At 58.8% G+C, this 12,020-nt stretch carries 14 protein-coding genes; 9 read left to right on the top strand and 5 right to left on the bottom strand.

All coding sequences use genetic code 11. The features are described 5' to 3' along the window. Positions 1–18 precede the first annotated feature (18 nt). The 8 genes from urtE to RGU44_RS22615 all read left to right on the top strand — a co-directional run bounded on the left by urtE (position 19) and on the right by RGU44_RS22615 (position 6,533). Complete coding sequence (gene urtE / locus RGU44_RS22650; RefSeq protein WP_322177622.1) at positions 19–717, top strand: urea ABC transporter ATP-binding subunit UrtE; 699 nt, start codon at positions 19–21, stop codon at positions 715–717. 55 nt (positions 718–772) lie between these two features. Further along, positions 773–1,612, top strand: a complete 840-nt coding sequence (locus tag RGU44_RS22645; protein WP_322277998.1) for an urease accessory protein UreD — start codon at positions 773–775, stop codon at positions 1,610–1,612. Between the two features lie 108 nt (positions 1,613–1,720). Next, on the top strand, positions 1,721–2,023 hold the full coding sequence (gene ureA / locus RGU44_RS22640) for an urease subunit gamma (RefSeq protein ID WP_322177620.1): 303 nt from the start codon (positions 1,721–1,723) through the stop codon (positions 2,021–2,023). Between the two features lie 23 nt (positions 2,024–2,046). Continuing rightward, complete coding sequence (locus tag RGU44_RS22635; RefSeq protein WP_322177619.1) at positions 2,047–2,580, top strand: N-acetyltransferase family protein; 534 nt, start codon at positions 2,047–2,049, stop codon at positions 2,578–2,580. 7 nt (positions 2,581–2,587) lie between these two features. Continuing rightward, positions 2,588–3,124, top strand: a complete 537-nt coding sequence (locus tag RGU44_RS22630; RefSeq protein ID WP_322177618.1) for a GNAT family N-acetyltransferase — start codon at positions 2,588–2,590, stop codon at positions 3,122–3,124. Beyond that, positions 3,121–3,429 (top strand): urease subunit beta, encoded by a 309-nt coding sequence (locus RGU44_RS22625; RefSeq protein ID WP_322177617.1) that lies wholly within the window; start codon positions 3,121–3,123, stop codon positions 3,427–3,429. The genes RGU44_RS22630 and RGU44_RS22625 overlap by 4 nt, the downstream gene beginning before the upstream one ends. A gap of 149 nt (positions 3,430–3,578) precedes the next feature. After that, on the top strand, positions 3,579–5,279 hold the full coding sequence (gene ureC, locus RGU44_RS22620; protein WP_322277996.1) for an urease subunit alpha: 1,701 nt from the start codon (positions 3,579–3,581) through the stop codon (positions 5,277–5,279). Between the two features lie 129 nt (positions 5,280–5,408). Beyond that, positions 5,409–6,533 (top strand): HAMP domain-containing sensor histidine kinase, encoded by a 1,125-nt coding sequence (locus RGU44_RS22615; RefSeq protein WP_322177615.1) that lies wholly within the window; start codon positions 5,409–5,411, stop codon positions 6,531–6,533. A gap of 103 nt (positions 6,534–6,636) precedes the next feature. On the opposite strand, the gene RGU44_RS22610 is transcribed toward RGU44_RS22615, so the two are convergent. Together RGU44_RS22610 and cbpA are read right to left on the bottom strand one after the other, a co-directional pair. Beyond that, positions 6,637–6,942 (bottom strand): chaperone modulator CbpM, encoded by a 306-nt coding sequence (locus RGU44_RS22610; protein WP_322277994.1) that lies wholly within the window; start codon positions 6,940–6,942, stop codon positions 6,637–6,639. A gap of 2 nt (positions 6,943–6,944) precedes the next feature. Then, positions 6,945–7,889 carry a curved DNA-binding protein gene (gene cbpA / locus RGU44_RS22605; protein ID WP_322277991.1) on the bottom strand — a complete coding sequence of 315 codons (945 nt, stop codon included), beginning with the start codon at positions 7,887–7,889 and terminating at the stop codon, positions 6,945–6,947. A 329-nt stretch (positions 7,890–8,218) separates the two neighbouring features. Here cbpA and RGU44_RS22600 point away from each other — a divergent pair, with 329 nt between their 5' ends. Further along, the gene (locus RGU44_RS22600) at positions 8,219–9,484 is read left to right on the top strand and encodes an Hsp70 family protein (protein ID WP_322177612.1); all 1,266 of its coding nucleotides are present in this window, start codon (positions 8,219–8,221) and stop codon (positions 9,482–9,484) included. 94 nt (positions 9,485–9,578) lie between these two features. Here RGU44_RS22600 and RGU44_RS22595 read toward each other — a convergent pair whose 3' ends face one another. From RGU44_RS22595 to RGU44_RS22585, 3 genes are all read right to left on the bottom strand, one after another. After that, complete coding sequence (locus RGU44_RS22595) at positions 9,579–10,589, bottom strand: hypothetical protein (protein WP_322177611.1); 1,011 nt, start codon at positions 10,587–10,589, stop codon at positions 9,579–9,581. Positions 10,590–10,780: 191 nt separating this feature from the next. Further along, complete coding sequence (locus RGU44_RS22590; protein WP_322177610.1) at positions 10,781–11,080, bottom strand: PsiF family protein; 300 nt, start codon at positions 11,078–11,080, stop codon at positions 10,781–10,783. Between the two features lie 87 nt (positions 11,081–11,167). Next, positions 11,168–11,953, bottom strand: coding sequence for a helix-turn-helix transcriptional regulator (locus tag RGU44_RS22585; protein ID WP_322277989.1), 786 nt, complete (start codon positions 11,951–11,953; stop codon positions 11,168–11,170). Positions 11,954–12,020 lie beyond the last annotated feature (67 nt).

The raw sequence follows: 12,020 nt of genomic DNA, 5'->3' as shown, positions 1-12,020 counted from the left end.
TTGCTTGAGAACTTACCCATGCTGCAAGTCGACAAGCTCCACCAGTATTACGGCGGTAGCCATATCCTTCGGGGGCTGTCTTTCGACGTGAAGATCGGCGAAGTGACCTGCTTGCTCGGCCGCAACGGCGTGGGCAAGACCACGCTGCTCAAAGTCCTTATGGGGCTGCTGCCTTCCAAGGAAGGCGTGGTGCAATGGGAAGGCAAGGTCATCACCGGTTTTAAACCCCATCAACGGGTGCACGCGGGCATCGCTTACGTACCTCAGGGCAGGGAAATTTTCGGGCGTCTGACCGTAGAAGAAAACCTGCTCATGGGCCTGTCACGTTTCCCTGGCTCCGAGGCCAAGGAAGTCCCGGCATTTATCTACGAGCTGTTTCCGGTGCTCCTGCAAATGAAACAACGACGCGGCGGCGATCTGTCCGGCGGTCAGCAACAGCAACTGGCCATTGGCCGCGCGCTGGCCAGTCGCCCTCGCCTGCTGATCCTCGATGAGCCGACTGAAGGCATCCAGCCCTCGGTGATCAAAGAGATCGGCGCGGTGATCAAACAGCTCTCGGCACGTGGGGACATGGCGATTTTGTTGGTGGAGCAGTTCTATGACTTTGCTGCCGAGCTGGCCGATCAATACCTGGTGATGTCCCGTGGCGAAATCGTCCAGCAAGGCCGTGGCGAGGACATGGAAACGCAAGGGGTTCGTGGTCTGGTTACAATTTGATGCGCCAATCCGCTAAGGTGCGGTCTCCCTGTATACCTCATACACATAACGACGAATGAACCTTCCTGCCCACACCGCGCTGTTCACCCCCAGTTGGCATGCCGAGCTGGAGCTGGGCTATGGGCGTTTCGGTGACAGCACGCGGCCGGTCATGCGTCGGCATCAAGGCCCGTTGCGGGTGCAAAAACACCTGTATGCCGAAGGTCCGCAGGTCTGTCAGCACATCATTGTTCACCCTCCGGGCGGGATTGCCGGCGGGGATCGACTCGATATTTGCGCCACCGTCGGTAAAAACGCGTGGGCACAACTGACCAGCCCCGGCGCCGCCAAGTGGTACCGCGCCGCAAGCCCGGCATACCAGCAGCTGGAACTGCACGTTGAAGCGGGCGCCACGCTGGAATGGCTGCCGCAGGAAACCATCGTCTTTAGCGCCGCCCAGGCCGAGTTGACCACGCATATTGAGCTGCAAGGCGATGCGCGACTGTGCTACTGGGACATGGTTGCGCTGGGTCGCCCGGCCAGTGGCGAGCGTTTCGACCTGGGCCATTTTCAATCGCAGCTGGATATTCGCCGCGATGGCCAATGGCTGTGGCACGAACGCCAGCGAATCATAGGCGGCGATGGCCTGCTCGATTCGCCCATCGGCCTGGATGGCAAGCCGGTTTTTGCCACGCTGCTGATGACCGGCGAGGCCAGCAGTGAGTTGCTGGAAACCTGCCGCAACCTGCAAAACCCGGTACGCGGTAACCTGACCCAATTGCCCGGCCTGTTGGTCGCCCGCTGCCTGGCTGACGAAGCCCTGCACGCACGCGCCTGGCTGATCGAGTTATGGACGCTGCTGCGCCCGGCATTGCTCGGGCGCGAAGCGGTTGCACCTAGAATATGGAGCACCTGATGCAGGATCTTCATGCAATTTTAAAGCACGACCGCTTCGCGGCCGATTGCAGGCAAGCCAGCGCCTACAGGATCGCGGCGGCCTGACCCATTTGAAACGGATTAAACAATGGACCTGACACCACGCGAAAAAGACAAACTGCTGATATTCACCGCCGGTCTGGTTGCCGAACGGCGTTTGGCCAGAGGGGTAAAGCTCAATTACCCGGAAGCCATGGCCTACATCTCCGCCGCACTGCTGGAAGGCGCCCGTGATGGCAGAACCGTTGCCGAGCTGATGCATGTCGGCACCACCCTGCTCAGCCGCGAACAGGTGATGGAAGGTATCCCGGAAATGATCCCGGAGATCCAGGTCGAAGCGACCTTTCCTGACGGCACCAAGCTGGTCACCGTACACCAACCGATTGTCTGATTTTTGACCCTGCGAGCCCTGTAATGACATACCTCATTCGTGACGCAGTGGAAGCCGACCTTGCCGGCATCCGCGATATCTACAACGACGCCGTGCTCAACACCACGGCCATCTGGAACGAACAAGCAGTCGATCTCGCCAATCGCAAGGCCTGGTTCGACGCTCGCCAGACTCAGGGCTACCCTATTTTGGTGGTAGTCGATGCGGCTGACGAGGTACTGGGTTACTCCTCGTTCGGCGACTGGCGTCCGTTCGACGGCTTTCGGCATACCGTCGAGCATTCGGTTTACGTGCGCGCCGACCAACGTGGTAACGGCCTCGGCCCGCGACTGATGCAGGCACTGATCGAACGTGCAAAGGCCTGCGACAAACACATGATGGTCGCCGCTATCGAAAGCGGTAATACCGCCTCGGTGCACCTGCACGAGCGCCTGGGTTTCGCGGTCACAGGCCAGATGGCGCAGGTCGGGACCAAGTTCGGTCGCTGGCTGGACCTGACCTTTATGCAACTGAACCTGTCACCGGATGCCCCGGCTCCCGCACCCCATCAGGAGTAATACCGCCATGAACGCCGCCCAGTTACGACGCGTCACTGCCGAAAGCTTTGCCCACTATCGCCAAGGTCTGGTCGAGTTGCTGCTGGACGCCGTCAAGCAAGGCGCATCGGTGGGGTTCATGGCCAATCTCTCGGCCAGTGAGGCCTACACCTATTTCGACGGGGTGCGTGCAGCGCTGGAAAAAGGCAACTTGCTGCTGTGGGCAGTCGTTCAGGAAGAGCAGGTGCTGGCCAGCGTGCAACTGTCGCTGTGCGAGAAACAGAACGGACTGAATCGCGCCGAAGTACAAAAACTGCTGGTGCTCAGCGTCGCGCAACGGCGAGGGTTGGGCGGACAGTTGATGGGGGCAGTCGAGTTGGCGGCGCACCAACACAAGCGCGGTCTGCTGTACCTGGAAACCGAGTCCGGTTCGCCTGCTGAAAACTTCTATCGCTCGTTGGGCTACACCTGCGCCGGCAAGTTGCCCGATTACGCGTGCAACCCCGACGGTGAATACAAAGCGACAGCCATTTATTACAAAACTCTGGCGAGGAAGACCGAATGATCCCTGGCGAATACCAGATCCAGCCCGGCGATATCGAACTCAATGCCGGCCGTCGCACGATCAACCTGAACGTCGCCAACAGCGGTGACCGGCCCATTCAGGTGGGCTCGCACTATCACTTTTTCGAAACCAACGACGCCCTGACCTTCGACCGGATGGCCAGCCGTGGCATGCGCCTGAACATCCCCGCTGGCACCGCCGTGCGCTTCGAGCCCGGCCAGTCGCGGGATGTGGAGCTGGTCGACCTGGCTGGCCACCGCCGGGTGTTCGGCTTTGCCGGTCGGGTCATGGGTGAGTTGGATTGAAATGATTCATTTCGCCAGACCGATATTTTTCATCTGAACGGACGCCTTCGCGGACAAGCCCACTCCCACAATGGATTGCGTTTCACCTGTAGGAGCGGACTTGTCCGCGAAGAGGCCGGTACAGGCACCGAACGAACCAAGGGATCGCCATGAAGATTTCCAGACAAGCCTACGCCGACATGTTCGGCCCCACCGTTGGCGACCGCGTGCGGCTGGCCGATACCGAGCTGTGGATCGAAGTCGAGAAAGATTTCACCACCTATGGGGAGGAAGTGAAGTTTGGCGGAGGCAAAGTCATTCGTGACGGCATGGGCCAGGGCCAATTGCTGGCGGCCGAGGTCGTCGATACCTTGATTACCAACGCCCTGATCATCGACCACTGGGGCATCGTCAAAGCAGATGTTGGCCTGAAGAACGGACGCATTGCCGCCATCGGCAAAGCCGGCAATCCGGATATCCAGCCTGACGTCACCATCGCGGTCGGCGCCAGCACCGAAGTGATTGCTGGCGAAGGCATGATCCTGACTGCCGGTGGCGTCGACACCCATATCCACTTCATCTGCCCGCAGCAGATCGAAGAAGCCTTGATGAGCGGCGTGACCACCATGATTGGCGGCGGCACCGGCCCGGCCACGGGCACCAATGCGACCACGGTCACCCCGGGGCCGTGGCATCTGGCGCGCATGCTGCAAGCTGCCGATGCCTTCCCGATGAACATCGGTTTCACCGGCAAGGGCAATGTCAGCCTGCCCGAACCCCTGATCGAGCAAGTCAAGGCTGGGGCCATTGGCCTCAAGCTGCACGAAGACTGGGGTACCACGCCAGCCGCCATCGACAACTGCCTGAGCGTGGCCGATCAATACGATGTGCAGGTGGCGATCCACACCGACACGCTCAACGAGTCCGGTTTTGTGGAAACCACGTTGGCCGCGTTCAAGGGCCGCACCATTCACACCTATCACACCGAAGGCGCGGGTGGCGGGCATGCCCCGGACATCATCAAGGCCTGCGGCTTCCCCAATGTATTGCCCAGTTCAACCAACCCGACCCGGCCGTTCACCAAGAACACCATCGACGAACACCTGGACATGCTGATGGTTTGCCATCACCTGGACCCGAGCATTGCCGAAGACGTGGCGTTCGCCGAAAGCCGCATCCGCCGCGAAACCATCGCTGCCGAAGACATCCTGCACGACCTCGGCGCGTTCTCGATGATCAGCTCCGACAGCCAGGCCATGGGCCGCGTCGGCGAAGTGATCATGCGCACCTGGCAAACCGCCGACAAAATGAAGAAGCAGCGCGGCCCGCTGCCTGAAGACGGCCCCGGCAACGACAACTTCCGCGCCAAACGTTACATCGCCAAATACACCATCAACCCGGCGATTACCCACGGCATCAGCCATGAAGTGGGCTCGATCGAAGTGGGTAAATGGGCCGATCTGGTGCTGTGGCGTCCTGCGTTCTTCGGGGTAAAACCCAGCCTGATTCTGAAAGGTGGCGCCATCGCCGCCAGCCTGATGGGCGATGCCAACGCCTCGATTCCGACGCCGCAGCCCGTGCATTACCGACCTATGTTCGCCAGTTACGGTGGCTCGCTGCACGCCACCAGCCTGACCTTCATCAGCCAGGCGGCGCTTGATGCCGGGATCCCCGAATCACTGGGCCTGAAAAAGAAAATCAGCGTGGTAAAGGGCTGTCGCAACGTAAAAAAAACCGATCTTATCCACAATGACTACCTGCCAAAAATCGACGTCGATCCACAGACGTATCAGGTCAAGGCCGATGGCGTGTTGTTGTGGTGCGAACCCGCTGCAGTGTTGCCCATGGCACAACGGTACTTTCTATTCTGATGCCGTTGGTTTCGATGCGGCCTGTTTTGAAGCGTTAACAGGCCGCCCGGAACCTGGCAGTGCTTGAAACGAGACAAAGACGCTAAGATGCGCCACCTCATTTATAGCTGCCCAGCAAGGTAACCGGCCATGCGCCTCTCTGAATTCATCGTCCAACAGGTTGACCGTATAGTCGATGAGTGGGAAAAGTTCGCAAAAACCATAAAGCCTGCAGCCGACTCGATGAACCGAATCGAGCTACGTGACCACGCCAAAACGATTCTGCTGGCGGCCGCCCGGGACATGACCACCTCGCAGACTGCAAGCGAACAGGCGGCCAAAGCGAAAGGCGAAGGCCCGGAAAAATCCCCGACACTGGATCAGGCAGCCGCCAGCCATGGCGAGTTGCGTCATAACGTAGGCTTTGATTTAGTGCAGATGACGTCTGAATTTCGTCATTTGCGTGCCAGCGTGATTCGATTATGGGTCGCCAGTCTGGAGTCGCCAGATCTGACGTACTTTCAAGACATGATTCGCTTCAACGAAGCCATCGATGAAGCGCTGGCCGAGTCCACCGCGGCCTATGCCGAGCAAGTGACACGCTCACGGGATATCTTCCTGGCGATTCTGGGACATGATCTGCGCACGCCTTTGCAAGCGGTCAGCATGTCCACAGAACTGCTGGCGCGTAAGCTCGACCTCGATGAAAGCGCGCAGGCTTATGTGGCACGCATTAAAGGTGGCACCCGGCACATGGGGGCGATGGTTCGGGATTTACTCGAGTTCGTGCGCAGCCGTCTGGGTGCCAGCTTGCCGGTCGAGCGTAAGCCCATGGACATGGCCAGCGCCTGTCGCGAGGCCATCGCAGAAGCCTGCGCCGGTCAGCCGCACTGCGATCCAAGTCTTGTGGTCAGCGGTGATACCCACGGTGAATGGGATCGCGGGCGCATCGATCAATTGCTGCAAAACCTGATTGGCAATGCGCTACAGCACGGCTCCAACAACCGCAAAATCAGCCTGACCCTCACTGCCGATGAGCACGACGTTACCCTGCTCATGCACAACTTCGGCGAGCCTATTGCGGAGGATGCGATCGCAACGATTTTCGACCCGCTGGTACGCAGCGCCAGCGAAGTCGTCGGCCAACCATCGACCAGCCTTGGGCTGGGGCTGTTTATCGTCAGGGAAGTGGTCAATGCCCATCAGGGCAGTATCAAGGTCACGTCGAACCGTGACGATGGCACGACGTTTACGGTGACTTTACCGAAGCATTGAGTGCCTGATTGAGCGCTTCGCCAACACGTTGGCTCCTACAGTGGGAACGTGAACTACTGTAAGAACATCCGGGCCGCACAGCCTCGTTGGCGAGAGTTCCAGACTACTCCAGCAAAAACCGCCCCAAGCGCTGCTTGAGCATGCGGTTCTCGGCCCGTAAAAGCTCGACTTCGTCCAACAGATCCAGCGCCACAGCCACCCCTTGCCATTCCAGATCCAAGTCACGCTGCAATTTCAGCGCTCGCTTGGCGACCGCCAGGGCGTGGGCGTCGAACAACCAGTCATCCGGCTTTTGCCCCTGAGGTTCGAGGATGCCGTGTTCGACGATTTCGATCACGTAGGCAGCCGGTATCTCGGTTACCTGACAGAATTCCTTCATATCCAGCTCTACGACCAGGGTGCTGCTCATGATCAGTTACTCCATTGGACCCGCGGATCAAAGGCGGCTTTTTCAGCCAGGCTTTGCCAAATCGCCTTGGTTTCTTCGTCAGAAAACGTGGGCATGACGACTTTAAGCTGGGCGTAGAGATCACCCCGCTGCCCCTTTTTGTCGACCAAACCATTGCCTTTGACGCGTAAGCGCTGACCGCTCTGGCTGTCCGGCCGGATGGTCAGGTGGATCTTGCCAGTCAGGGTCGGCACCGCGACTTTGGCACCCAGAGCAGCTTCCCATGGGGTCAACGGTACGGTGATGATCAGGTCATGACCTTCGACATCGAACAACGGATGAGGTGCCAGACGGATGATCAGGTACAGATCACCGTTGGCCGCACCGCCCACACCCGGCGCGCCCTGCCCTTTTAGGCGGATACGCTCACCGTCGGCGACACCGGCCGGGATTTTCACGTTCAGGGTCTTGGTGATGTCCGGCATACGCTGGCCGTCAGCGCTGTGTTGCGCGACCTTGAAGCTGACCTGTTTCGATTCGGTCGACAGGGTTTCTTCAAGGAAGATCGGAAGTTCCATCTCTACATCCTGTCCACGGCGACCGGCGCTGTGCGCACGGCCTTGCTGAGCCCGACCACCAAAGATCGAGCTGAAAAAGTCTGAAAAATCGCCCCCGGCTTCATCCCCGAAACCACCTTGAGGCGCACCACGACCCTGCCACCCAGGCGGCCCCTGGAATGGACGGCCCTGCTGGCCGTACTTGCGCAGGTCATCGTATTCGGCGCGTTTCTCCGCGCTTTTGAGGACTTCATAAGCCTCTGAAGCCTCTTTGAACTTGGCTTCTGCGCCCACTTCTTTGCTGACATCAGGGTGATACTTGCGCGCCATTTTGCGGTACGCGGTCTTGATCGCCTTGTCGTCCGCCGTCGGCTCTACGCCAAGAATCTTGTAGTAGTCTTTGAAGTCCATCTAACGGTCACCCTCCCCAAATTTATTCAGCTTAGCCCCGAAACGCCCATGCTCTGCGCATAGCATCCTCTCATTCGGCGCGTTTGGATCGATTAACGTTGCAAGCTTAGCGGCTGACGAGCGGACTCCCGTGATGAGTTCAGCTTATAAACCGCCCAGGCGCCAGGCAATACCCGCAAGATTGGGGGCAAGTGCGGCCAGTTCAAGCCTTGCGCACGGATCGATCCTCAAAATCAGCATTTAACTGCATCTAACCGACGTTTGCCCTACGCATCTGCGGTGCGCTGACATACACTGCGCGGCCGTTTTTTAACTGGAACATGGAACACATGAAAAACGAATCTCCAGCCCGTGCCTGCGGTATCGACTTCGGCACGTCCAACTCCACTGTCGGCTGGCTGCGCCCTGGCATGGAATCGCTTATCGCGCTGGAAGACAACAAAATTACATTGCCTTCGGTGGTGTTCTTCAACATGGAAGAACGCCGCCCGGTGTATGGCCGTCTGGCACTGCACGAGTACCTGGACGGCTATGAAGGCCGCCTGATGCGCTCGCTGAAAAGCCTGTTGGGCTCCAAACTGATCAAACACGACACCAGCGTTCTGGGCACGGCCATGCCGTTCAAGGACCTGTTGGGGTTGTTTATCGGTGAGCTGAAAAAACGCGCCGAGGTCACCGCCGACCGCGCGTTCGATGAAGTGGTACTGGGCCGCCCGGTGCATTTTGTCGATGACGACGCCGCCGCCGACCAGGAAGCCGAAGACACCCTGGTGGAAGTCGCCCACAAGATTGGCTTCAAGGAAGTCTCCTTCCAGTACGAACCCATCGCAGCGGCGTTCGACTACGAGTCGACCATCGAGCGCGAAGAATTGGTATTGATCGTCGACATTGGCGGTGGTACCTCGGACTTCTCGTTGGTACGCCTGTCGCCGGACCGGCGCTTCATCGCCGACCGTCACGACGACATTCTCGCCACCGGCGGCGTACACGTCGGCGGGACTGATTTCGACAAGCAACTGAGCCTGCAAGGCGTGATGCCGCTGTTCGGTTACGGCAGCCGGATGAAGAGCCAGGCCTACATGCCCACCAGTCACCACATGAACCTGGCGACCTGGCACACCATCAATGCCGTGTACTCGCAGAAATCCCAGCTGGCGTTAGGCAGCATGCGTTACGACATCGAGGACACCAGCGGCATCGACCGCCTGTTCAAGCTGATCGAGCAGCGCGCCGGGCATTGGCTGGCGATGGAAGTGGAAGAAACCAAGATCCAGCTGACCCACGAAGAAAGCCGCCATCTTGCGCTGGACCGGATTCAGCCTGGCTTGAGCGTGGAACTGAGCCGGGCGTTGTTCGAGTCAGCCATCGGCGCATTGCTGACGCGGGTGCGCAACAGCGTGTCGAAGCTGCTTAATGATGCGGGCGTGAGTGTCGATCAGGTTGATACGGTGTTCTTCACCGGCGGCTCGAGCGGCATTCCGGCGTTGCGCAACAGCGTCTCGGCCATGCTGCCCAACGCCCGCCATGTGGAAGGCAACATCTTCGGCAGCATCGGCAGCGGCTTGGCGATCGAAGCCAAGAAGCGCTACGGCTGATTCAGTCAGACAGTTGGCTCACACAGAAGATCGCATGCTTCTGTGGGAGTGAACTCATTCGCAAATGGCCCGAAACGGTCGATCTGATACCGCGCTAAACCAGCCCGACACCCCTCAACTCACTTTTCAAATACGCGTAATAAATCGGCCCGGCCACAACGCCGGGCAGGCCGAAGGCTGCTTCAAAGATCAGCATCGCCAGTAACAATTCCCACGATTTGGCACTGATCTGGCCGCCGACGATCCGCGCGTTGAGGAAGTACTCGAGCTTGTGGATCACGATCAGATAACCCAGTGCCGCTGCGGCCACCCAGATCGACAGCGACATACCGACAATGAAGATCAGCGTGTTGGACATCAGATTCCCCACCACCGGCAGCAGGCCAAGCAGGAAGGTGAGGATGATCAGCGTTTTGGTCAGCGGCAGGTGAACCCCGAACAACGGCATGACCACCGCCAGAAAGATCCCGGTAAACGCGGTGTTCAGCAGGGAAATCTTGATCTGCGCGAAAACGATATTACGAAAGGCCTGACTCAAAAAACTCAGACGATCGAACAGCGCCGCCGCCAGCGGTTTGCGCTTGTGAACGTCGCTCACCTGCTGCAAGGCGATGATCGCCCCCAACACCATACCGATCAGCAGCGTGACAAACATGTGCGCCGCGCCCTTGCCTAGCAGCTGTAACTCGCCCACATGCTTCGCCAGCCAGGCACCCAGCGACACACGGAACTCGGCGGCGCTGGCGGGCAGATAACTGTCGATGAACGGTGGCAGTTGCCCGCGAGCGCGGTCCACCAGAATCATGAATTTATCCAGCGATGCGCCAGGGTTTTCTGCTTCGTGCAGCAAGAAACTGATCGCGCCTGCAAACAGCAAGGCCAGCACACTGACCACCAGCGTGCCCAGCAACGCCACCGCCAGCCAGCGCGCACGATCTCCTGCAATCAGACGCTGCAGCTTCGGTGTGAGCATGTTGACCAGCTCGTACACCAGCAACCCAGCCAATAGACTCGGTAGCAGTTTGAACGGCAAGACCAGTAACAAACCGCAAAAAATGATGATCCAACTGGCCAACAACACGTGACGCGGAGAAAACGTTGGCATGACAGCCCCAAAACGAACGGCTCGAAAAGGTGGGCAGTCTGCCAGCGTTCGGGGTCGAGGACCAGCGATCCGATAGCCGTGCCGATGATCAGCCGACCACGCCGGCGATGACGACCCGAATCAAAGCCGGCAATCGCAGGTTTAAATGCGCTGGACGTACCGCTGTGCCTGTCATGGCAGCCGGTTGTCGATTATTTTTTGAGACACTGGCTCATGAATGCTTTGCGCTCATCACCCTTCAGCGCTTTCGCCTGAGGATCGGCATTGCAGTCTTTCATTTTCTGTTGCTGAGGCGTGACCGCCTTGGCTGCCGGTGCGGGTGACGCCTTCAGGCAATTGCTCATGAACGCTTTGCGCTCATCGCCCTTTAGGGTTTTCGCCTGGGGGTCCGCATTGCACGCGGCCATCTTGTTCTGTTGTTCTGTGGCGGCGAATCCTTGGGCACACATCAACACACCCACGATCAGCAAAGGTATATGCAGCATCTTCATGGAGTTTTCTCCTGATTACCGCACCGGGCAGCACGGTTCGCGTTGAAGTGTAGCCAACGCTCCGCCATGTGTTACGGCATCTGTCTATCAGGCTTTTTTTGCCTGCCGCCGATACTGCTCGGGCGTACATCCGGCCAGACGCTGGAACATCGAGATAAACGCCGAGGCACTGCTGTAGCCCATATCGAAAGCGATTTCCTGCACAGAGCGACGTCCTTCCAGCGCCTCGATGGCCGCCAGAAATCGCATGCGCTGACGCCAGTCACCGAAGCTCATCCCCAGCTCGCGCAAGCACAAGCGCGCTAATGTCCGCTCACTGACATGCACCTCACGCGCCCACTCGACCAAGGGCCGATTATCCCCGGGATCGGCCTGCAAGGCCTGGAGCACGCTGTGCAGCCCTGGGCTTTGTGCATAAGGCAGATAACGCGTTTGCACCTGCGCCACGCGCAATTGATCGACCACCACTTGCGCCAACCGGATATCAGCTTCGCGCTCAGGGATTTTCACGTCCCGTTCCGCAAAGTCATTGAGGATCGCTTTGAGAATATCGCTGATCACCAGCGTGCACGGCTCGCTCGGTAAACTGGCGCAATGTTCGAGGGCGAGATAGACCGAGCGATAAACGATAGCCTGGCGGTTGTAGCAACTGTGTTCGGTAGTGGGGGGTATCCACACGGCATAGTGCGGTGGCGAGATAAAGCGCTGCCCGGCGATATCCAGTTCCATCACCCCATGGGCGACAAAGTTGAGCTGGCCCCAGGCGTGGCTGTGCGACGCACTGTGAGTGTCAGCGCCGAACTCGTCGTGACGCAGGTAAACCGGGGACGGCAGCCCGGAAAAGTCTGGAATGCTTAAAAGCTTGTTGTTCATGCTGTCTGTATTCAAGGGGATATTGTCTGAAACAGAGTATAGCCATCGATCCAGACAGGGGATAATC

Origin of the sequence: Pseudomonas sp. 5C2 (assembly GCF_034314155.1) — a bacterium.
GTDB lineage: Bacteria > Pseudomonadota > Gammaproteobacteria > Pseudomonadales > Pseudomonadaceae > Aquipseudomonas.
This window is presented reverse-complemented; position numbering and strand designations above follow the sequence as displayed.

Excerpts from the sequence above, each read along its gene's own strand:
- urtE (WP_322177622.1), top strand. The coding sequence starts at position 19 with ATGCTGCAAGTCGACAAGCTCCACCAGTATTACGGCGGTAGCCATATC.
- RGU44_RS22645 (WP_322277998.1), top strand. The coding sequence starts at position 773 with ATGAACCTTCCTGCCCACACCGCGCTGTTCACCCCCAGTTGGCATGCC.
- ureA (WP_322177620.1), top strand. The coding sequence starts at position 1,721 with ATGGACCTGACACCACGCGAAAAAGACAAACTGCTGATATTCACCGCC.
- RGU44_RS22635 (WP_322177619.1), top strand. The coding sequence starts at position 2,047 with ATGACATACCTCATTCGTGACGCAGTGGAAGCCGACCTTGCCGGCATC.
- RGU44_RS22630 (WP_322177618.1), top strand. The coding sequence starts at position 2,588 with ATGAACGCCGCCCAGTTACGACGCGTCACTGCCGAAAGCTTTGCCCAC.
- RGU44_RS22625 (WP_322177617.1), top strand. The coding sequence starts at position 3,121 with ATGATCCCTGGCGAATACCAGATCCAGCCCGGCGATATCGAACTCAAT.
- ureC (WP_322277996.1), top strand. The coding sequence starts at position 3,579 with ATGAAGATTTCCAGACAAGCCTACGCCGACATGTTCGGCCCCACCGTT.
- RGU44_RS22615 (WP_322177615.1), top strand. The coding sequence starts at position 5,409 with ATGCGCCTCTCTGAATTCATCGTCCAACAGGTTGACCGTATAGTCGAT.
- RGU44_RS22610 (WP_322277994.1), bottom strand. The coding sequence starts at position 6,942 with ATGAGCAGCACCCTGGTCGTAGAGCTGGATATGAAGGAATTCTGTCAG.
- cbpA (WP_322277991.1), bottom strand. The coding sequence starts at position 7,889 with ATGGACTTCAAAGACTACTACAAGATTCTTGGCGTAGAGCCGACGGCG.
- RGU44_RS22600 (WP_322177612.1), top strand. The coding sequence starts at position 8,219 with ATGAAAAACGAATCTCCAGCCCGTGCCTGCGGTATCGACTTCGGCACG.
- RGU44_RS22595 (WP_322177611.1), bottom strand. The coding sequence starts at position 10,589 with ATGCCAACGTTTTCTCCGCGTCACGTGTTGTTGGCCAGTTGGATCATC.
- RGU44_RS22590 (WP_322177610.1), bottom strand. The coding sequence starts at position 11,080 with ATGAAGATGCTGCATATACCTTTGCTGATCGTGGGTGTGTTGATGTGT.
- RGU44_RS22585 (WP_322277989.1), bottom strand. The coding sequence starts at position 11,953 with ATGAACAACAAGCTTTTAAGCATTCCAGACTTTTCCGGGCTGCCGTCC.